The following is a 20,552-nucleotide window of genomic DNA, read 5'->3' as shown; positions in this document are numbered from 1 at the left end:
CGAAACGATATTGATACTCTTGTCTCCGTGAGCAAAGACCAGCATGGAACCAATCAGCGCGACATCGAGTCGGGGGTCCGCACCGACTTCCACAACACGATGTCCTACGGCAGCTACCTCGACCTGGAGCGGATCCTCTCCGCGCAGCATCCGGTCAGCGTGCCGGAGCACCACGACGAGATGCTGTTCATCATCCAGCACCAGACCTCGGAGCTGTGGCTCAAGCTCATGCTCCACGAGCTAGTCGAGGCGCGCCGCCTGCTGGGCGCCGACGACATCGGCAAGGCACTGAAGTGCCTGGCCCGCGTCAAGCACATCCAGAAGACGCTGACCGAGCAGTGGTCAGTGCTGGCGACGCTCACCCCGCGCGAGTATGCGCAGTTCCGCGGCTTCCTCGGATCCTCCTCGGGATTCCAGTCCTTCCAGTACCGCGCGGTGGAATTCATCCTCGGCAACAAGCACGCCGGAATGCTCAAGGTCCACGAAGCGGATCCCAAGGCGCACGAGCTGCTCAGCAACCTGCTGAACGAGCCGACCCTCTACGACGTGTTCCTCGCGGCGCTGGCCCGCCACGGCTACGACATCCCGGCAGAGGTGCTCGAACGCGATGTCACCAAGCCGTGGACCTTCCAGGAATCGTTGATCCCGGTCTACAAGGACATCTACGAATCCGAGGACACCTTGTGGAGCCTCTACCAGGCCTGCGAGGACCTGGTGGACGTCGAGGACAACTTCCAGGCCTGGCGCTTCCGCCACCTGCGTGTGGTGCAGCGCACCATCGGCTTCAAGCGCGGCACCGGCGGCTCATCGGGCGTCGACTTCCTCAAGCGCGCCCTGGACCTGACGTTCTTCCCCGAGCTGTTTGCGGTGCGCACCGAAATTGGCAGCTAGCACGCAGCTCGTCGCCTTCACCCTGGATGATTTCGAGGCGCGCACCGGCAGCGCCGCCTCCATCATCCGCACCATCGCGGGCCTGTACCTGCGCCATGAAGCCGCTCCGGTAGCCCGCACCAAGATCCTGGCGCTGGCCACGGCCGCCGGGGTCTCGGCCCCGACCGCGCAGACGGCGATTTCGCGGCTGGCGGACCGCGGCGTGCTGGAGGCCGCCGGGACCTCCAGCCTGCAGGTCACCGCCGCGGCCCACGCGATGTTCGCCCGGGGCGACCGCCGGATCTTCACGCCACGCCAAATGGCGGACGAAGAACTATGGTGCCTGGTGGCCTATTCGCTGCCGGAGACCATGAGACCCCTGCGGCACCAGGTGCGCAAGCACTTCCTGCAGCTCGGCGGCGGCCTGGTCAATGCCGGGCTGTGGATCTTCCCCGGCTACCTGCGCGAGGAAGTGCTCCAGGTCCTCGGCGCGCTGGAGGTCCGCCCCTACGCCACCGTCTTCACCACGCAGACCCCGGACTTCCCCGAGGGCGCCGTGCAGGCCGCACGGCAGTGGTGGGACCTCGGCCGGCTGGAAACGATGCATTCAACCTTCCTGGAGAGCACCGCCGCGCTGGACGCGCAGCCGGCCTCGCCGGCCGCCGCCTACCGCGGCTACGTGGCCATGGTCGACGCCTGGCGGGCGCTGCCCTACCTCGATCCCGGACTGCCTGATGCCATGCTGCCTGGCAACTGGCCCGGCCGGCCCAGCCGCGAACGTTTCCTCGCCCTGTCCCGGGCCTATGGACCCCGCGCGCGGCATTTCGCCACCGCCCTCCTCAAAGGCTAGGCCCACGCGGGCTGGTCCGTGCCGTAGCGCGTCGGCGCCTGCGGATAGTCCAGCTGCGCGCCATTGAGCTCGAAGGGCGGCAGCGCGTAGTCGAGCATGCCGTAGCCGCTCTCCCGGCGGGCGGTCGCTGGGGTTCCGAGCTCCACTGCCGGGGCGGCCGGGCGGCCGAAGTCGAACAGGGCCCGCGCGGTCCTGGCCAGCGAAAACCGCACGGTCCCGGTCCGTTGCCGCTCGGTGCGGGCCCGAAGCAAGGCGATCACCGCGGCCGCAATACCGTATCCGGCGGCGTAATCCAGCCCCTGAACCGGAAGAGCTCCGGGTTTCCCGTCCGGCGTCCGGTACGCGTCCGCGATGCCGGTGGCAGCCTGCACGATGCTGTCGAACCCGCGGCGGGATGCCCACGGACCAGCGAAGCCCCAAGCGCATAGCTGGGCGATGACTAGTTGCGGGTAGCGCTCGCGCAGGCTCTCGGCGGACAGTCCGAGCGTTTCCAAGGCCCCGGGCCGGTATCCCAGGATCACCGCATCCGCCTGCGCCAGCAGCTCGTGGACTGCCGCCAGCCCCGGCGCCGTGGCAAGGTCCAGCACCGTGCTGCGCTTCGCGAATCCTGTGTCGATGTGCTGGTCGGGAAGTTCCGGGATCCGGGGTCCGTCCACGCGCAGCACCTGCGCGCCCAGCAGTGCCAGCGTCCGGGACGCCGTGGGACCGGCGATGACCCGGGTGAAGTCCAGGATTTTCAGTCCTTCCAGGGGCAGCCGGGACTCCGGATGGAACCGCCACACGCCGGTCTCGGGCATTGCGGACAACTCGAACTGCGCCCAGGGTCCTGCCGCTGCCGGCTGCGCTTGCGGTTCGTCGAGCCATTGCTTGCGGCTGCGTACCGCGGCGGCGATGCCTCCGGCGGCCACGATGCGTTCTTGGGCTTCGAAGGCCTCGGACTGCGCGAGCGCGGTAGCCAGCTGCTCAGGGCCGCTGGCATTCATCGCATCCAACAGCGCACGTTCATGGTGCGGGTAGTTTGCATGGGTCCGGATCCATCCCCGGGCGGTCGGGAAGAATCCGGACAGCGGCGCGAAAGCCTGCACCGTGCGCCCCGCGATCTTCAGGTGCCGGAAGGACTCGAAGCCCGCGGCCAGCTGGGACGGCCCACTGCGCAGTTCGCATCGTCCGGCGGACAGCTCGGCGACCGCCTGGCCGACTAGTCCCACGCTGTGGCTCGCCAGCCCTTCCACATCCAGCGCCCCGCACCACCAGCTGCCGGGAGCGCCGCCCCTCGTGCCGGGCCGTTCGAGCAACGCGGATTCTTGGAATCCTGCACCCAGAATGTCCCATTGCAGGGCCGGTTGCGGATGGGTGAAATCGGTTTTCATGACGCCACCATATGCCGCTTTTATACCTTTATATAGCCACCATATGCCGCTTTTATACCTTTATATATAGGTATAAAACGAGTACGCGATTCCAGAGGCTTCCGACGCCTTAAAAGACGAGTCCCACGACCGGCTGAATGCCAATCGTGGGACTCGGGAATCGTTCTGCGAAATTACTTCGTAGGAACGTTCAGGGTCTGTCCGACCATGATCAGGTCTGGGTTGCTCAGCTGGTCGTCATTCAAGACGAACAGCCCGCGCCAGTCCTTGATGTCCAGCTTCTTGGCAATCTTTGCCAGGGTGTCGCCGGACTTCACGGTGTAGTTCTTGCCCGAATCGGTGACGTCGATGTTGAAGCTCACCGGAGCAGGGGCTGCGGCGACGCGCTTGCCCGACGTTGCAGGTGCAACCGACTTGGTCGACTTGACCGACTTGACCGACTGGGTTGGAGCTGCACTGCGCGAAGCAGTGCGCTCGTAGTCGTTCGAGTACGACTTGTACGACTTGGCCTTCTGCGAAGTCTGGGTGCTCGACTTCTTGGCGGTCGAGGTTGCCTGCTTGGTGGCGGTGCCCTTAGGCGAGCCGCTGATGCCAAGCTTGGCGGTGCAAGCTGGCCATGCGCCCCACCCCTGCCCCTGCTGGACCTTGGTGGCCACGCGGATCTGCTCGGCCTTCGACGCGTTATGGGCCGAACCCTTGCCGCCGTAGGCCTTCCAGGTCGACGGCGAGAACTGCAGGCCGCCCGAGTAGCCGTTACCGGTGTTGATGGACCAGTTTCCGCCGGACTCGCACTGGGCCAACTTGTCCCAGGTGCTTGCTGCCGAGGCAGGTGCGGTGGTGGCAACCATGGCGCCGCCGGCAACTGCGAACGCGGCCAGGGTGGCTCCACCGCGACGGACAATCTTCTTAGTCTTCTGCTGGATCATTATTCTCCAGTGCTCTTCCGCACTCAGGCCTTCCAAGACCATCCTTGTGCACCGCTCAGCGTCGCATTTCGACGTTGATTAAGCACTGCCCTGACGAGCGGTTCGGAAGTTCCGGCAGTACCTGTTTCCCCATAACACCGCGAGTGTTATCGAAACGTTATGAAAGACGATAGCGCACCTCCCCGCCACCTTGGCAACTCAGTGAATTCTCAGGGACACTAAAACATGAGGTCAAAGTCAGAAAAAAAATTTAAGAAATCTTCTCCCCAAGCCCTGATTCCCCCATCGAAGCACCCCGAGCGTTATGTTTTCGAAATGGATTCCTGGACCCCAATTGTGATATGGAACCACTTCATTTTGTCTGAGCTATTCAATCCAAGCGGCAAAGGGTTCCCTGCCCGGTATGCCCGACGACACATGCATCTTTTCGATACCGCGCCGCGAGCGGAGAAATGAGTGCCCGATACTGCATAATCCCGTATTTATCCCTAGGCAGGGCGCAGTTGCGGAACGTGCGAATCCGATCTTCTGTAGGCTGAAACCAAGATGCAACGCCAAGAGCCCGGCATTGGGCAACAGAGGAAGCTCATGCCCATGACGAAAAGGTCCGCGAAGGACAGGCTGCGGGAGGCTTACCTCTGCTATCCGCGCGCAGTGCGCGAGTTCTTCAGAAACGATGGACTCGATGGCGGCGCCTCCCTGTCCTTCTACATGGTGCTCGCCATGTTCCCCGGACTTCTCGCACTCATTTCGCTGTTGACGCTCGCGGGCGCCACCGAAAGCGGCACCGAATGGATGCTGGAGGTGCTGCACATGGCCTTGGCCCCGAACGGCGAAGTACTGACCGGCGACTCGAAGCAGCTGCTGGACACGGCCGAACAGCTGCTCGACACCTTGGCTGAACATGCGGCCGGGACAACGCTGGCGATCGTGGCAGGTTCGCTGGGTGCGTTGTGGAGCACCTCGGCCTACGTTGCCGCATTCGGCCGGTCGATGAACCGGCTGTACGGCGCAACCGAAGGCCGGCCCCAGTGGAAGCGCCGCCCGCAGATGTTCCTGATCACCCTGCTGATCGTGGTCTTGGCGGTCATCACCATGGTCCTGCTGGTCGCCTCCGGATCCGTCGCGCAGGCGCTGGGGAACATCTTCGGCCTGGGCGACAGCTTTGTCACGATCTTCAACTTGGCCAAACCTCCCGCACTGCTGGTGGTTTTCCTGCTGGTCCTTGCGCTGCTGTATTACTACACCCCGAACGTGAAGCGCCCGCGCTTCCAGTGGCTCTCGCCGGGCACTGTCACTGCGATGTTCATTCTGGGACTCTCCATGGCAGGCTTCAGCATCTACCTGAGCAACTTCGCCAACTATTCGGCAACCTACGGGGCCATCGGCGGCGTCATCGTGTTGATCGTCGCCTGCTGGGTCAGCAATATCGCCTTGATCCTCGGAGCCTTGGTCGACATCGAATTCATCAGGCTCAGGCAGCTGCGCACCGGAATGCCGTCCGCCGAAGAGGTCCAGTTGCCGCTGCGTGATTCAACGCTGGTGGCCAAGAAGTCCCTGTCCAACTACCGCGACCTGGTCCAGGCCCAGGAAATCCGCATCAAGCACGGCGGCGATCCGCTGCAGGACATGGCGGTGGACCCGGAAGGGAAAACCAAACGCAAGGCCAAGGTCGCGCCGATCGTCCTGGTTGCCGCGGCGGCCTGGGCTGTCACCCGATGGGCGACCAAGAAATCAGTGGGCAAGCATGCCTCAGAAAAGTCCGACTAGGCTGCTCACGGCCCACAGCAACGCCGCAGTCCCCAGCGCCAGCATCACCACAAGCCACAGGGTGGCGAAGGTACCGGTCGCGCGGGCTATCAGGTAGGCATCGGACTGCCCCAGATCGCGCCGCCGCCAGGTGTGCACTCCGATGACCTTGATGAAGTCCTTGACTCCGGCCAGCAGCAGAAAGCCGGCAATCAGCAGCGACAGGTAGACATAGGTGCCGGCCGGGGCGAAGAACACCACGGCCAGGGCCACCGCGGAGGTGACCAGGCAGACCACCACCGCGGGCCAGTTGCGGGCGAAGAACAAGGCCAGCAGGAAGAACAGCGCGTAGATGCCCAGCGCCCGGCCGGCATAACCCTCGGAAATCGCCCACAGCATCACCGCCGACACCCACAACGGCGCCGGATACCCGAAAAGGCCCGAGAAAATGACCGAGAATTTTCCCCGGCCGCGGCTGACCACTTCGCCGGAATGGTCCCATCCCAGACGCAGGCCCATGACGAATCGCCCGGTGAGCATCGCTGAGACAATGTGCCCCATCTCGTGGATGAGTGTTGAGTACAGCCCGGTGATGCGCCAGATGCGGCGCGGCAGGACCAGCAACCCGACGGCGACGGCCAAGGCTGCCCACTGCCAGGCCTGCAGGTCGACAGCAACCGGTTCGGCCAGACGAGCCCATGCTTCGCCGATATTCAGGTTCATTCGCCGCTCTTCCGCTCGGGCTGCGCGAGCCCTGGACTATATTCGGTTCCATTCTTCCAAGCCCGGGCCGGCGAACCGAACCGCACGACACGTGCAGGGAGAAGTTCTATGAATAGTCACAGCTGGCAACCATACGATGGATGAAGCAAAACAACATATCTCACTGGAGGTTCATCGTGTCACGTTTGGCATCAACTGCACTGGCAGTCACCGGTCTGGCTGGCGGCTACGCAACCGGTCGTGCGACCAAGAAGCGTCCACTGGCGGCAGTGGTTCTGGGTGCGGCAGGCGTGGGTGCATTCATGATCTGGAAGAAGGACGCCGGAACCGCGCGGGCAGTCACCCTGGCCTCCGCCTACGTTTCAGGCTTCGGCGCGTCCCACCCGATGGCCAAGTCGATGGGCGCATGGCCTGCAGTCAACACCGTCACCGCAGGCGTCGGTCTGCTCTCGCTGCTCCTGGGCGGCAAGAAGAAAGCCGCTGACCAGTAGGAATCCCAATAATCCTTTTGTCGGGGTCGAGTGCTACGTTGACTAGGTAACTATCTAGTCGGCGAAAGGCACCGGCCCCGTGTTCTTTTTGAACCAGCACTTCGTATACTCGGCCAGCGACCTGTCAATCGCCGTCGACTGCCAGTACCAGTCGCTGTTCCTGCTGGACGTCCGGCTGGAACGCCGAGAGAAGCCGGACGCCGTCACCGACGAAATGCTGCACCGCACCGCGGTGCTCGGCGACGTGCACGAACACCGCGTCCTCGACCAGCTCGTGCAGAGATACGGCGAGTACAACCCGCAGACCGGGACCGGGGTCAAGAAATTCACCGACCGGCCGGAGATGACCGAGCAGTCCCTGCGCCGGGCCCATGAGCAGACGCTGGCAGTGCTGCGCAGCGGTGCCGACGTCATTTTCCAGGCGACCTTCTTCGACGGGTCATTTGTCGGCTTCGCCGACTTCCTGGTCCGCCAGGAAGACGGATCCTGGGCCGTGTGGGACACGAAGCTTGCCCGCCATGCCCGCGTCAGCGCGCTGCTCCAAGTCGCAGCCTACGCGGACCAGATGATGGCCGAGGGCATCGAGGTCCACCCCCACACCACGCTGGTGCTGGGCGACGGCACCCATTCGTCCCATCGCATCGATGAGATCCTGCCGGTCTTCCGCGCGCAGCGCGACCACTTCCTGTCCATGGTGCGCGAGCACCAGGCCTCCGGCCAGCCCGTGGCCTGGGATTCGGACCAGCTGCGCCTGTGCGGCCGATGCAGCCTGTGCGCCGAACAGGTGGAGCAGACCCGCGACCTGCTGCTGGTCGCCGGCATGTCCATGGCCCAGCGCGAAAAGCTGCGCCGCCAGGGCATTTCCACAATCGACCAGCTCGCCGCGCTGGAGCCCGATCCCAAGACCTCGCTGGCCCGCGCCGTGGAGCAGGCCCGCATGCAGGTGGGCGCCGACCCGTTGGCCACCACCATCCAGAACGTGTCCTACCGGGTGAAGTCGGACCAGACCATCACCAGCCTGCCCAACCCCGACCAGGGGGACATCTTCTTCGACTTCGAGGGCGACCCGCTCTACCAGGAACCGCTAGATGATTCATGGGGCCTGGAATACCTGTTCGGAGTGATCGAGAACGACACCGGTAAACCGGTGTTCCGTCCGTTCTGGGCGCACAGCCGGGCCGGCGAACGCCGGGCATTCCTCGACTTCATCGAGTACGTGGAACAGCGGCGCCGCCGCTTCCCGGGCATGAAGATCTACCACTACGCGGCCTATGAGAAGAGCGCCCTGCGCAAGCTCTCCCAGGTCCACATCGCCGGGGAGGACGAGGTGGACCAGTGGCTGCGCGAGAACCTGCTGATCGACCTGTACGACACCGTGCGCAATTCGCTGGTCGTCTCCACCCGCTCCTACTCGATCAAGAAGCTTGAACCGCTGTACATGGGCGAGCACCTGCGCTCGGGCGATGTCACCGACGCCGGCGCCTCGGTGGTCGCCTACGCCCAGTACATGCAGGCCCGCGATTCAGGCGCCGATGCCGAGGCGCAGCAGGTGCTGGATTCCATTGCCGACTACAACGAATACGACTGCCTCTCGACGCTGCGCCTGCGCGACTGGCTGCTGTCCCTTGTCGATTTCCAGCCGCACACGCTGATTCCGGACTCGGCGGTGCCCGAAGCCGTCGAGGAGTACGAGCCGGCCCCGGAGGAGCTGCGCCTGCAGGAGTACCTGGCGGCGCTGCCCGAGGGCGAGGCGCTCGGCGCGGACGACCGCGCCATCGCGATGGTCGCCGCCGCGACAGGCTACAACCGGCGTGAGAAGAAGCAGTACTGGTGGGACCACTTCGACCGGCTCAGCAAAAACATGGACGAGTGGGCCGACGTGCGCGGGGTCTTCATGGTGGATTCGGCGCAGGTGCTCGAAGACTGGCACAAGCCCACGCCGCGGGCCCGCACCGTGACCAGGATTTCAAGGCTGCACGGCACCCTGGCCGAGGGCTCGCTGCTCTCCCCCGGCTCCGGGGTGTTCGCCATGTTCGCCGGCCCGCTGCCCGAAGGCATGGAGGTCGACGACAAGGCGCTGCGCGGCGGCGCCTTCAATGCGACGGTGGTGGAGGTGGGCGAGGGCTGGATCACCATCGCGGAGAAGACCAGCGGCAAGATCCCCGAATACGGGGCCTTCCCGGTCGCGCTCACCCCCGACAAGCCCATTGCCACCAAGAGCATCGACGAGGCGCTGGCGCAGCTCGCCATCGCGGTGGGATCCACTGTCCCGGTGTTGCCGCAGCAGCCGGGCATCGACATCCTGCGCCGCATCCCGCCACGGCTGAAGACCCTGGCCGCGCCGGTGGAGCCGCCCGTGGTGGACGGCAGCGCCCAGGTCTACCAGGCGGTGGTGCGCACGCTGCAGGACCTGGACAACTCGTACCTGGCGGTGCAGGGCCCTCCGGGCACCGGCAAGACGTTCGTCGCCTCCCACGTGATCCGCGAACTGGTGGATGCCGGCTGGAAGATCGGTGTCGTGGCGCAGTCCCATGCGGTGGTGGAGAACGTGCTGCGCAAGGCCATTTCCGCCGGCGTCGACCCGGATCTGGTGGCCAAGGAGGTCAAGCACAAGGACCCGGTGCCGTGGCACGGCACCGACAAGGAGGACCTGGAGCGCGTGCTGTCCGGCCGGGACGGCGCGCTGATCGGCGGCACCGCCTGGACCATGACCGGATCCAGGGTGCCGGCCGGCAGCCTCGATCTGCTGGTGATCGACGAGGCCGGGCAGTTCTCGCTGGCCAACACCCTGGCGGTGTCCCGGGCGGCCCGCAACCTGCTGCTGCTCGGCGACCCGCAGCAGCTGCCGCAGGTGACCCAGGGCTCGCATCCGCAGCCGGTGGACGAATCGGCGCTCGGCTGGCTGTCCAACGGCCGCCCGGTGCTGCCCCGGGAGCTGGGCTACTTCCTGGCCGCCTCGTGGCGCATGCACCCGGCCTTGTGCGCCAAGGTCTCCGCGCTGAGCTACGACCACCAGCTGTTCTCCGCGCAGGCCGCCGGCCAGCGCAGCCTGGCCGGCAGCGCCGCCGGGGTGGAAACCCGGCTGGTGGAGCACCGCGGGAACACCGTCAGCAGCGCGGAGGAAGCCGCGGAAATCGTCGCGCTGGTGCGCGAGCATCTGGGCATGCAATGGTCCCCGGGACAAAACGCCGCCTCCCGCACGCTGGCGGCCTCGGACATCCTGGTGGTCGCCGCCTACAACGCGCAGGTCAACATGGTGCGCGAGGTCCTGGAATCAGAGGGGCTCGGGGACGTGCGGGTCGGCACCGTGGACAAGTTCCAGGGGCAGGAGGCCCCGGTGGTGCTGATGAGCATGGCCTGCTCCAGCGCGGCCGACGCGGCGCGCGGCATCGATTTCCTGCTCAACCGCAACCGGGTCAACGTGGCGATCTCCCGCGGCCAGTGGAAAGCGGTCATCGTGCGCAGCGACCGGCTGACTGACTACCTGCCCTCCAGCCCGGCGGCCCTATCCCAGCTGGGCGCCTTCATGGCGCTCTAGCCCGGCTGGATCCCGCCGTCCGCCGGCCCGGCGCGCGTTCAGCGTGCCGGGTCGATGACCTTCTTGACGTCGAAGAACTCGGAGAGCACCGGACGGTCCCCGCGCAGTTCCTTGTCGAACTGCAGCCCGTCGATGTTGATGCGCATCTGGCGCTGGTAGTCGTCGGTCTGCTGCATCCACGCGCGGATGGTGCCGTCCACGCCGTAGAAGTACTTGAATCCCTGGTCTTCCAGGTATTCGTACCGGCTTCCGGAGTACTTGGCGGTGCGGGCGATGTCCGAGCCGAACGGGTAGATCAAATGCTCGGTCTTGCCCACGATCGGCTCGACTTCTTCCTTCCACAGCTTCATGTCCCGCTTGAAGCGCGCCATGTCCACGGTGCCGGTGGAAATGTGGCCCCAGGAGTGCGAGGCGAAGATCCAGCCCTCGTCCTTCATGGCGTCCGCGACCTCGGTCGCGGCCTTCTGGTCCTTCTTGATGTTCTTGTTTTCCGGGTACTGGCTGGCCGAGGTGCGGTAGCCGAATTCGCCGTTGTACCCGGTCATGGCCACGAGGCCGCGGGCGTCGCGGTAGGAGAAGTCAGGATGCTCCTCGATGAAGTCGTCGAGCATGGTGGTCACGTCGTAGGCTCCCACATGCGTTTTGCCCTTGGCATCGGTGTATTCGTTGCGGACCTTGCCGTCCTTGTCCACCAGCAGCTTGCTCGCGAACCCGTCGCCGTCCATGTACTCGTAGTAGCTCACGTCATCCACCGACAGCACCAGCGGCTGCTTGCCCTTGGGAAGCATGATCTTGCGGTAGGCCATGTTCCCCTTCTTGTCCGGGCCGGCGAAGTCCGCGGGGTTCACCAGCACGAAGTCCCGGGCGTAGAGCTCCTCGATGATCGCGGTGAACTCCTTCTGGGTCACCATGTAGTCCTTGTAGCCCTGGGCTTCGCCGTCCCCGTCGAAGGCGCGGTCGGTGTCGATGACCAGCGAGTGGAAAAACAGGTGCGGGATCTGGTTCGGCTTCTCCCAGGCCACGGTCTGGGACTTTTCCTCTTCCAGCCCCGGGACCAGTTTCTGCAGTTCCTCGCTGGGGTCCTTGGAAGCCATCTTGATGGCGGCCGGGTAGTCGTAGCCGTCGGCCAGCCGGTTGATCTCCGCCTTGGCCTCGGCCACGCGGGCTTCTTCCTGCGCGGCCTGGGCGGAGGCGTCCGGGGCGGCCGACGCGTCGTTCGCCGCGTCCTGCGGGTTGGGTTGCTCACTACTGCATCCGGCGAGCGCCGCCACCAGGATCCCTGCGGCCAGCAACCGTGCGAACTTCATCATCTTCGACCTCCATGCCCGAAACGCGCCGAAAACCAGCAGATACGGCGTTGTCATCGTCTCGTTCCGACACTACACAGGCAGCCCTGCCAAAAACACCGAATGGCAGTTCATTACTCCAATCGATACAAAACTGGCATCTGCCGCGCAGGGGGCGCACATCTGGCGTGAAGCCGGATGCTCTAGAATTAGGAGGTTAGGCGTCAAGAAGATCAAGGAAATGCATGCAGCCCTCGCACCGCGCGAATAGCCTGTGGATCCAGTCCCAGCAGTTCAGAAGCTCGGCGGCGTACCGGCTCTTAACGGCCCAGCCCTGGGCGGTCGCCTTCATCCGCGCCGAGTTCACCGCGGACCGCCCGCGCATCGCGCTGGAACTGTTCCACGCCTCGCTGGATTCCTTCCTGAAAACCGCCCGCACGAGCGACGAGCAGATCCCGCAGACCTACAGTGCGCAGGACTTCGCCGAAACCTGGGTCAAGCAGGGATTGCTGGCCCGTCCGCTGATCGACGGGCGCTTCGTCTACGAGCCCAGCGCCCAGACCCTGCGCACGCTGCGCTTCCTAGCCGATTTCTCCACCGACGACTCGCACCTGAACTCCTCGCGCCTGAACACGCTGCTGTCCTCGCTGGAATCCCTGGCCCACGAAACCGACCCGGATCCCGAGGCGCGCATCCGCGCGCTGGAATCCCAGATCGCCCAGCGCCAGGCGCAGATCGACCAGCTGCGCTCCGGCACCGATCCGGCGGTGCTCTCCCGCACCACCGCGTTGTCCGCGGCCCGCTCGGTGCTGGATCTGGCAGCGAGCCTGCCGGCGGACTTTCGCCGCATGCGCGACGGGGTGCAGGACATGCTGCATTCGTTGCGCGAGGGAATCCTGGACGCCTCCACCGCCAAGGGCGTGGCGGTGGGCCAGGTGCTGGAAGCCGACCGGCAGCTGCGCTCAACCGCCGAGGGCGAGACCTTCCGCGGCTTCACCGAGTTCCTGAATTCCCCCGAAGCCCAGCAGCGTTTCCGCGCGGCGCTGGCCGAGGTGCTGGAACGCGACTTCGTGGACGACCTGGACACCCCCGAACGCCAGATCCTCACCAACCTGCTGCGCGAGCTGCGCCGCCAGGCCGCCGAGGTGCACACCTCCTACGGCAAGCTCTCCGAGTCCCTGCATGCCTTCGTGCAGTCCGAGGACTACAAGCAGGCCGAGCTGCTGCGCCGGGCGGTGCGCGAGGCGGAGGCCGCGATCAGCAAGTCCGCGGGCCTGAAGCCGCGCAGCGGGCTGGCCCCGCTGGAACTGTTCGCCCCGCAGTTCGTCACCCTGCACGGGCTGGGCATCTACGATCCCTCCGACCACGTGGCTCCGCCGCCGCTGGCCCATGCCCCGGAATTCAGCGCCGAGGACATCGTGCGCACCCCCAGCACCCCGGAGGCCGACATGCCGGCGCTGCGCAGCGCGATCGCGCAGCGGCTGCGCGGCGCCGCGCAGGACCCGGTGCCGCTGGATCAGGTGTTCGCGGCCCTGCCCGCCGAGCACCAGCACCTGAATACCATCCGCGCGCTCATCGAGATCGGGCGCACCAACGGCGAGAACCTCGACGAGTCGCAGCTGCTGGGCATCGAATTCACCCAGCTTGATGGTTCCACGCGCACCGCCTACCTGCCCGCCCTGAGCTTCACGAAGGAGCCGCTATGACCTACACCGACTCATATGCCGCACCGATCACCGATCCGCTGTTCGATGGGGATACCGGCAGCTTCCCGCTCCCGCTGCGCCAGCTGCTGGTGCGGCTGCTGCGCGGCCCGTACCTCGACGGCTCCGTGGACGCCGCGGCCTGGCAGCTGCTGCTGGATTCGCAAGGCGCTGTCACCAAGTACTTCTCGGAGATCTTCCTGGCGCTGAGTCTGGACATGGACCGCAAGATCGCCATGCTGGCGCCGGTGGACATCGAGCAGGCGCACACCGCGCCGATCGCCCCGCGCCGCCCGCTCAAGCGCGACGAGACCCTGCTGGCGCTGCGGCTGCGGCTGCTGCTGGAGCAGCAGTCGGGCACCGGGGCCGATGCGGTGATCTCCCGCGCGGGCATGCACGAGATCCTGGCCGAGCACCGCGCCGCCGCCGACCGCGACGACAAGCGCTTCGCCGAGTCCTGCGATGCGGCCATCGCCCGGCTGGGCTCGCTGCGGCTGCTGACCAATACCGAGCTGGCCGACGAGTTCCGCATTTCCCCGGCGCTGGCCATGGCCCTGCCCTTGGCCTCCATCCAGGACATCCCGCGCTACATCGCGGCGATCGACGCCAACGAGGGCGTGCTGAACCTCGCCGAGGCGGAGCCCGACGAGGCCGACGCATCCGAACAGACCGACGCACTGGTGCAGGAGTAGCCGATGAGCATTGAAATGACGCTGCCGCTGGGCGGCGAGATCAACCCCGGCCAGCACCGCCTCTCGCGCGTCCAGCTGGTGAACTGGGGAACCTTCCACGGGCTGCACGACCTGGGGGTGGACCGCGCCGGAACGCTGGTCACCGGCCATCCCGGCGTGGGCAAGTCCACGCTCTTCGACGCCATGGGCCACGTGTTCTTCGCCAGCCCGCGGCTGAACGAGTCGGCCAACGACGCGGCCACCCGCGAGGACCGCCGCACCACCTATTCCTACATGCGCGGACGCAAGTTCAAGACCAGCTCCGGCACCGTGTTCCAGCGCCCCGGCGCCACCTGGAGCGCCGTGCTGCTCAGCTACCAGGACGGCATGGGCAACACCGTCAGCGCCGGCGCGGTCTTCGACCTGCCGGACGCCGGGCTGGAAGGCCAGGTATCCAAGCACTACCTGTTGTGCGAGGGCGCGCTGGACATCGCCGAGCTGGAGAACCACGGCCCGCGCCGCTTCACGGTCTCCTCGCTGTCCAAGGCGCTGGACCCGGCCGAGGCCTTCGACACCCACAAGGCGTTCATCGAACGGCTGCGCCGCCGCCTGGGCGTGGAAAGCGACAAGGCCTTCGCCCTGCTGCGCACCCTGCAGAACGGCAAGGGCCTGGCCAAGGGCGTGAACCAGTTCTTCCGCCACGAGGTGCTGGAGGAACCTGCCACGCTGAAGGCCGCCGCCGCCGCGGTGGAGGACTTCGCGCACCTGCGCGGCATCTACCGGCAGCTGGACACCGCCCGCGCGCAGCGCGACGTGCTGGCCGCCGTGCCGGAGCAGGACCGTGCCTACCGCTCGCTGGCCGAACGGATCGGCGAGACCCGCCAGCTGCTGGAAACCGAGCTGGCGCAGCTCGAAACGCAGGTGCGCCAGCTGGTGCTGCGCAACGACCTGGCGGCGCACCGCACCGAGCATGCGCAGCTCACGGCCAGGCAGGCCGAGCTGGGCGAACGCAAGGCCAAGCTCGATGACCAGCTGCAGTCGCTGGAGGCCGCGCACGACGCGGCCGGCTCCGCCTCGCTGATGCTGCTGGAACGCGAGGCGGACGCCGCCCGCAAGGCGCTGAGCGAGAAGGAGCGCGTGCTGCTCGCCCTGCAGGAGCAGGCCGACCAGGCCGGGCTGGCCTTCGAATTCAGCGCCACCGGGCTGGACGAGCTGCGCGCCAACGCCGCCCGCACCCTGCAGCAGCTGGACTCCATCACCAAGGACGCGCAGACCGTTGAATACGAGGCCATGGCCTCGCTGGTCAACCTGCGCAAGCGCGCTGACACGCTGGCCGAGCAGATCCGCTCCTACCAGCGCCGCAGCACCAACATCGACGACCGCTCGGTCGCGGCCCGGCGCGCCATCGCCTCGGCCTGCTCGTTGCGCGAGGAGCAGCTGCCTTTCGCCGGCGAGCTGATGGACGTCTCCGCCGACTGCGCCATGTGGCGGCTGGCGGCGGAAAAGGCGCTGCACTCGGTGGCCCGCACCATCCTGGTGCCCGGCGAGTTCCTGGCCCAGGTCACCCACGCCATCGACAAGCTCGACGGGCTGGGCAGGGTGCGCTGGGCGGACATCTCGCTGGCCCCGCGCGAGGCCGAAGCAGGCCCGGCCGACCTGGTCACCAAGCTGGACTTCGCCCCGGGCGAGGCCGGCGCCTGGCTGCGCGCGAAGATCACCGCCGACTACCCGCTGGCCTGCGTGGAGAACGACGGGGTCATGCACATCCATCCCAAGGCCATCACCTCGGCCGGCACCATCAAGACCGGCACCGGCCTCTTCGAGCGCGACACCCGCACCCTGCCGGCCTCCGAATACCTGCTGGGCTTCACCAACGAGGCGAAGATCTCCGAGCTGCAGTCCAAGGCCGCGCGCCTGGAAATCAAGGTGCAGGACGCCAAGAAGGCGGCGGATGACCGCAGCGCCGCCAAGGCCAAGGTGCTGGCCAAGGCGCAGCTGCTCGGCGCGCTGATCGAGGACGAGCGCACCTTCGCGCAGCTGGATGCAGCCCCCGCGCTCCAGGCGCTGCGCCGCAGCGAGCAGAAGCTGGGCGACGCGCTCACGCTCTCCGGGGATTCCTCCCGGGTCCGCGCGCAGATCGAGGCCGCCAAGGCCGAGTCCGAGCAGCTGGTCGGAGACCTGGCGCTGGTCCGCTCCCGCGCCGGCGAGCTGGGCCTGCAGATCGAGCGGGCCGAAAAGGTCCTGGCCACCGGTCCCGCGGACAGCGGCGACTGGCTGGAGCGGGTCCCGGCGGCGCTGCGCGGCCACGAGCTGCTCGGCGGGTTGCTGGAAACCATCGGCGCCGGCAGCAGCCCGGCCTCCGAAGAGATCTCCAGCGCCTTTGCCGAGGTCAAGCTGCAGCTGGCGGGCCAGCTGAGCGAGCTGACAGCCCAGCGCCAGGAGATTGGCGGCGCGCTGAGCGAGACCTTCCGCCGTTTCGCCCGCGAATTCGGCGGCTCCCACGCGCAGACCCACGGCACCTCCCCGGAGGCCGCGGAGCACTACGCCCAGCTGCATGAGCAGATCGTCGCCGACGGCCTGCCGCACCACGAGGCGCAGTTCCGCGAATACTTCGCCAACCGCTCCTACGAACGTTTCAGCGACCTGCTGCAGCTGCTGGACGAGGAGCGCCGGATGATTTCCGAGCGCATCAAGCCGCTGAACCAGATCCTCGGCGAGGTGGCCTTCGAGCACGGCTCGCTGCTGCGCCTGGAGGTGGAAAGCTCCATCCCGGTGGAGGCCGCCACCTTCCGCAAGGACCTGAAGAACGCGCTGCAGGACGCCTACACCACCAAGGACGAGGGCAAGCTGGCCAGCTCCTACCAGGCGCTGGAGGCGCTGGTCTCGGCGCTGAGCGACCCGGGCCTTTCGGCCTGGCGTTCAACGGTGCTTGACGTGCGCCAGCATGTGGTGATCAGCTGCAACGAGCACAAGCCGAACGGCGAGGTGGAGACCGGTCTGGAACCTGGCACCCTTTCCGGCGGCGAGGGGCAGCGCTTCACCTCGTTCATCATGGGCGCCGCGCTGGCCTACCAGCTCGGCTTCGCCACCGCCGGGTTCACGTCCTTCGGCACGGTGATGATCGACGAGGCGTTCATCCAGGCCAACTCCGAATATGCCGCGGCGGGCATCCGCGCGCTGCAGGAATTCGGTTTCCACCTGGTGCTGGCAGCCCCGGAGGACAAAATCGACCTGAGCCGCCACCTGGGATCCATCACGGACATCATCAAGCATCCGGGATCCAACATCTCGGGCTTCGTCACCACCGGCCGGTCCCCGGCCATGGCCACCACCATCACGCTGCGCTAGCTGCGCGGCACAGCGCGGGGCCCGCAGGACGTTCCGCCACGCATCCGGCAAAGCGTCCTGCGGGCCCTTGCCTGCCTTCGGCGTGGCTACTGCATCTGTTCCCGGATCCGCTGCGGGATCATGCTTACCCGGGTGACCAGCGTCTGCGGGGCGAACTCGGGATCGATGCATTCGTCCCAGTACTCCAGGTGCTTCTCATCGAGCCAGTGCGCCGAGTCGCGGACCTCGGTACCGCCGTGGCCCTGGATGCTGTACCAGTACAGGTATTCGGCCCCGTCCAGCGTCTCGCTGAAAATCGTCTCGACGTACATCCGCTCCCCCTCCAGAGTTTCCAGCACCGCCGGCATATTGGAATTCAGGAACTGCAGCCATTGGTCGACTCGTTCGGTTTTGCCTGGTTTCACGCGAAATCGCATCAGCTCAATGTTCATTGAACCAACGGTATACGAGCAACGCCCGGGTCCGATGACGTGAAGTCATCGGCCCCGGGCGTCTGCCTGCCGGTCGCGAGGCGCCGGGCTACTCGGTCGCCAGCCCCTGGACCGGGGAGAGCTTCGCGGCGCGGCGTCCCGGGGTCACCGAGGCCAGCAGGGCGGCCACGATGCTGACCACCAGCACCAGGCCCAGCTGCAGCCACGGGATCTCGTAGGACATCTCGCCGACCGCAGAGAGCGTGGCATGCGCGCCGAGCAGTCCGTAGACCACGCCGAGCACCAGACCCAGCAGGGCCGCCACGCCGCCGATCAGCACGGCTTCCTGGGCCAGCATGGCCCGCAGCTGCTTCTTCTTCAGGCCCAGGGCCCGCAGCAGCGAGTTCTCGCGGGTGCGTTCGAGCACCGAGAGGCTGAGCGTGTTGGCCACGCCGATCAGCGCGATCAGCACCGCCACGGCCAGCAGGGCGGACACGATGGCCAGCAGCACGTCGATGACCTGGGAGAACATGGCGTTCTGCACCACGCCACCGTCGATCATGTACGACTCGACGTTGGCCACATCGGCGATCTGCTCCACCAGGGCGGTGATGTCGGCGTTGGACAGGTCGGGGGCCGCCTTGATCAGCACGCCGCCGTACTCGTTCTCCGAGTCGGCCAGCTTCAACGATTCCAAGGTGTCCTTGGTGACCAGGTACTGGTACAGCGCCGCGGAGGACACCTTGACGTCCAGTTCCCTGCCGCCGACGGTCAGCTTCTTGGGCTGTTCTTCTGTGCCGGTGTTGAAGCGGATGATCTGCCCGTCCGCCGGCACGATGCTCTGGTCCAGCACGGTCTTGGAGAAGCCCTGCGGATCGACGCCCATCAGCTGTACCGGGGCTTCGTCCTCCCGGCCCTTGATTTCCGCGGTGCCGGCCACGAAGGTCGAGGTTTCCTCGATGCCGTCCAAGGAGGCCAGCTCGCGGGCCAGTTCCTGGGTCTTCGCGTCGTCGACCTGGCGCTCATACAGCGAGAGGGTCAGATCCACGGGGAACTCTCCGGCCAGGGAAGTGTTCAGGCTGGCCTTGGCCGTCTGTCCGCCGACCATGATCATGGAAACCAGAGTGACGCCGATCAGCAGGGCCGTGGCGGTGGCGGTGGTGCGGCCCGGGTTGCGCACTGCGTTCAGGGCGGCGAGCTTGCCAGCCACCGAGCGCCCGGCCACCAGCTTGCCGATGCCGAAGACGCTGGCCGGGACGAACAGCGATGCGAGCATCAGGATGCCCGGGAAGGAGAGCAGGCCGCCGAGGAAGGCGATGGGCAGCGAACCGTCGATCGCTCCCCAGGCCAGCAGCCCGGCGCCGGCCAGGCCCAGCAAGATCCCGATGACGATGCGCAGCTTGCCGGCGCGGTTTTTCACGCTCGCCGCGTCGAAGGGACGCAGGGCCGCCAGCGGGGCGAGCTTCATGGCGCGGCGGGCCGGCAGGCTCGCGGCGATGACGGTCATTGCGATGCCCACGACCACCGGGATCACCAGGCCCTTGGCATCCAGCGCCAGCGTGGCGTAGGACAGGCTCGGCACCATCACGTGCAGCAGCTGGATCAGGCCTGCCATCAGCGCGACGGCCAGGGCCACGCCGATCGCCGAGGCGACGATGCCGATGACCAGGGCCTCGATGAGCACGGAGCTGCGGATCTGCTTGCGCTTGGCGCCCAGGGTGCGCAGCAGCGCCAGTTCGCGGGTGCGCTGGGCGATCACCACGTTGAAGGTGTTCACCACGACCAGGCCGGTGACCACCAGGGCGACCAGGGCGAACACCAGCAGCACCACGGTGAGCTGGTCGGTGCCGTCCGTCAGCATGGCGACGTCCTTGATGACCTTTTCATCGGCGGTCAGTACCGAGACGTCCCTCATCTGGTGCTCGGCGAAGTACGCGGCCAGCGCCTGCTGGGCGGCCGGGAGGGAGTCCTTGGCATCGATCACGATGTTCTGGAAGGAACCGGAATCGCCGGCGATCTTCGCCCAGACGGATTCCGGCAGGCCCACCATGGCGTAGCCGGAGAGCTGCGGATCGGTGCTGGTGCGCTGGATGCCCACCACCTTCATGTCCTTGGTGGACTCGGAGGTGGTCAGGCCGACGGTGTCCCCCACCGAGACCTTCATGCGATCGGCGTGCTCGTCGTCGAGGATGACCTCGTCGGCGTTCAGCGGGGCACGGCCTTCGAGCAGCTCCATGCCGCCGAGGTTCTGCTCGGCGGACACCGGCTGGAGCAGCACGCCATAGCCGTCGTCCGCGGTGTGCAGTTCACCGGTTTCGTAGGCGGTGCCGTAGGCGGTGGAGATCTCCGGGAGCTTGCGGATGTCCTCGACCTGTTCCATGGCCAGTTCGGTGTACTCGAAGTCGGGATCGTCCTCGGGCACCAGTTCCCAGTCCTGGAAGGCGACCAGGTCGGCGTTCTTGTAGGTGTCGCCCAGCGAGTTCTTCAAGGTCGCGCGGGTCGAGGTGTTCACGGCCAGGGTGGCCGCGAGGAAGGCGGTGCCGATGGCGACGGCCAGGACCACGGCGATATAGCGCCGTGCATAGGTCTTGATATTGGCGAGGGCTACGTGCAGCAT

The 20,552-nt window shown here is 66.5% G+C and carries 14 protein-coding genes; 8 read left to right on the top strand and 6 right to left on the bottom strand.

Translation table 11 applies throughout. The features are described 5' to 3' along the window. Positions 1 to 27: 27 nt before the first annotated feature. Together kynA and RF641_RS16755 are read left to right on the top strand one after the other, a co-directional pair. Entirely contained in the window at positions 28 to 891 is an 864-nt protein-coding gene (kynA, locus tag RF641_RS16760; protein ID WP_053797411.1) for a tryptophan 2,3-dioxygenase, read from the top strand. Then, positions 881 to 1,720: a PaaX family transcriptional regulator C-terminal domain-containing protein gene (locus RF641_RS16755; RefSeq protein WP_424573669.1), complete on the top strand. Its 840-nt coding sequence runs from the start codon at positions 881 to 883 to the stop codon at positions 1,718 to 1,720. Before kynA ends, RF641_RS16755 begins: the two co-directional genes overlap by 11 nt. Here RF641_RS16755 and RF641_RS16750 read toward each other — a convergent pair. Continuing rightward, complete coding sequence (locus RF641_RS16750) at positions 1,717 to 3,090, bottom strand: CoA transferase (protein ID WP_424573668.1); 1,374 nt, start codon at positions 3,088 to 3,090, stop codon at positions 1,717 to 1,719. The two genes, RF641_RS16755 and RF641_RS16750, sit on opposite strands and share 4 nt — an antisense overlap. A gap of 173 nt (positions 3,091 to 3,263) precedes the next feature. After that, positions 3,264 to 4,016 (bottom strand): transglycosylase family protein, encoded by a 753-nt coding sequence (locus tag RF641_RS16745; RefSeq protein ID WP_424573667.1) that lies wholly within the window; start codon positions 4,014 to 4,016, stop codon positions 3,264 to 3,266. A 594-nt stretch (positions 4,017 to 4,610) separates the two neighbouring features. On the opposite strand from RF641_RS16745, the gene RF641_RS16740 reads away from it, so the two are divergent. Continuing rightward, positions 4,611 to 5,786: a YihY/virulence factor BrkB family protein gene (locus RF641_RS16740; protein WP_424573666.1), complete on the top strand. Its 1,176-nt coding sequence runs from the start codon at positions 4,611 to 4,613 to the stop codon at positions 5,784 to 5,786. Here RF641_RS16740 and RF641_RS16735 read toward each other — a convergent pair. Continuing rightward, positions 5,769 to 6,488: a M50 family metallopeptidase gene (locus RF641_RS16735; RefSeq protein ID WP_424573665.1), complete on the bottom strand. Its 720-nt coding sequence runs from the start codon at positions 6,486 to 6,488 to the stop codon at positions 5,769 to 5,771. The two genes, RF641_RS16740 and RF641_RS16735, sit on opposite strands and share 18 nt — an antisense overlap. A gap of 176 nt (positions 6,489 to 6,664) precedes the next feature. Here RF641_RS16735 and RF641_RS16730 point away from each other — a divergent pair, with 176 nt between their 5' ends. Further along, positions 6,665 to 6,979 (top strand): hypothetical protein, encoded by a 315-nt coding sequence (locus RF641_RS16730; RefSeq protein ID WP_113606868.1) that lies wholly within the window; start codon positions 6,665 to 6,667, stop codon positions 6,977 to 6,979. A 79-nt stretch (positions 6,980 to 7,058) separates the two neighbouring features. Continuing rightward, entirely contained in the window at positions 7,059 to 10,517 is a 3,459-nt protein-coding gene (locus tag RF641_RS16725) for a TM0106 family RecB-like putative nuclease (protein WP_424573664.1), read from the top strand. 38 nt (positions 10,518 to 10,555) lie between these two features. Here RF641_RS16725 and RF641_RS16720 read toward each other — a convergent pair whose 3' ends face one another. Further along, positions 10,556 to 11,827, bottom strand: coding sequence for a polysaccharide deacetylase family protein (locus RF641_RS16720; protein WP_231735998.1), 1,272 nt, complete (start codon positions 11,825 to 11,827; stop codon positions 10,556 to 10,558). A 221-nt stretch (positions 11,828 to 12,048) separates the two neighbouring features. On the opposite strand from RF641_RS16720, the gene RF641_RS16715 reads away from it, so the two are divergent. Genes RF641_RS16715 through RF641_RS16705 form a run of 3 tightly spaced genes read left to right on the top strand, consistent with a single transcriptional unit; the run spans position 12,049 to position 17,525 of the window. Then, on the top strand, positions 12,049 to 13,509 hold the full coding sequence (locus tag RF641_RS16715) for a DUF3375 domain-containing protein (RefSeq protein WP_424573663.1): 1,461 nt from the start codon (positions 12,049 to 12,051) through the stop codon (positions 13,507 to 13,509). Beyond that, positions 13,506 to 14,198 carry a DUF4194 domain-containing protein gene (locus tag RF641_RS16710; RefSeq protein WP_047118322.1) on the top strand — a complete coding sequence of 231 codons (693 nt, stop codon included), beginning with the start codon at positions 13,506 to 13,508 and terminating at the stop codon, positions 14,196 to 14,198. Before RF641_RS16715 ends, RF641_RS16710 begins: the two co-directional genes overlap by 4 nt. Positions 14,199 to 14,201: 3 nt before the next feature. Continuing rightward, complete coding sequence (locus RF641_RS16705) at positions 14,202 to 17,525, top strand: ATP-binding protein (RefSeq protein ID WP_424573662.1); 3,324 nt, start codon at positions 14,202 to 14,204, stop codon at positions 17,523 to 17,525. 86 nt (positions 17,526 to 17,611) lie between these two features. Here the strand turns inward: RF641_RS16705 and RF641_RS16700 are convergent, their stop codons facing one another. After that, positions 17,612 to 17,956 (bottom strand): DUF6176 family protein, encoded by a 345-nt coding sequence (locus tag RF641_RS16700; protein WP_113606872.1) that lies wholly within the window; start codon positions 17,954 to 17,956, stop codon positions 17,612 to 17,614. 88 nt (positions 17,957 to 18,044) lie between these two features. Beyond that, on the bottom strand, positions 18,045 to 20,552 hold the full coding sequence (locus RF641_RS16695) for an FtsX-like permease family protein (protein WP_424573661.1): 2,508 nt from the start codon (positions 20,550 to 20,552) through the stop codon (positions 18,045 to 18,047).

It is taken from the genome of Arthrobacter sp. 'calajunan', from assembly GCF_046940185.1.
Lineage (GTDB): Bacteria > Actinomycetota > Actinomycetes > Actinomycetales > Micrococcaceae > Glutamicibacter > Glutamicibacter soli.
This window is presented reverse-complemented; position numbering and strand designations above follow the sequence as displayed.

Coding starts and splice junctions, on each gene's coding strand:
- RF641_RS16750 (WP_424573668.1), bottom strand. CDS start 3,090: ATGAAAACCGATTTCACCCATCCGCAACCGGCCCTGCAATGGGACATT.
- RF641_RS16745 (WP_424573667.1), bottom strand. CDS start 4,016: ATGATCCAGCAGAAGACTAAGAAGATTGTCCGTCGCGGTGGAGCCACC.
- RF641_RS16740 (WP_424573666.1), top strand. CDS start 4,611: ATGACGAAAAGGTCCGCGAAGGACAGGCTGCGGGAGGCTTACCTCTGC.
- RF641_RS16735 (WP_424573665.1), bottom strand. CDS start 6,488: ATGAACCTGAATATCGGCGAAGCATGGGCTCGTCTGGCCGAACCGGTT.
- RF641_RS16720 (WP_231735998.1), bottom strand. CDS start 11,827: ATGATGAAGTTCGCACGGTTGCTGGCCGCAGGGATCCTGGTGGCGGCG.
- RF641_RS16715 (WP_424573663.1), top strand. CDS start 12,049: ATGCAGCCCTCGCACCGCGCGAATAGCCTGTGGATCCAGTCCCAGCAG.
- RF641_RS16710 (WP_047118322.1), top strand. CDS start 13,506: ATGACCTACACCGACTCATATGCCGCACCGATCACCGATCCGCTGTTC.
- RF641_RS16705 (WP_424573662.1), top strand. CDS start 14,202: ATGAGCATTGAAATGACGCTGCCGCTGGGCGGCGAGATCAACCCCGGC.
- RF641_RS16700 (WP_113606872.1), bottom strand. CDS start 17,956: ATGAACATTGAGCTGATGCGATTTCGCGTGAAACCAGGCAAAACCGAA.
- RF641_RS16695 (WP_424573661.1), bottom strand. CDS start 20,552: ATGCTGCACGTAGCCCTCGCCAATATCAAGACCTATGCACGGCGCTAT.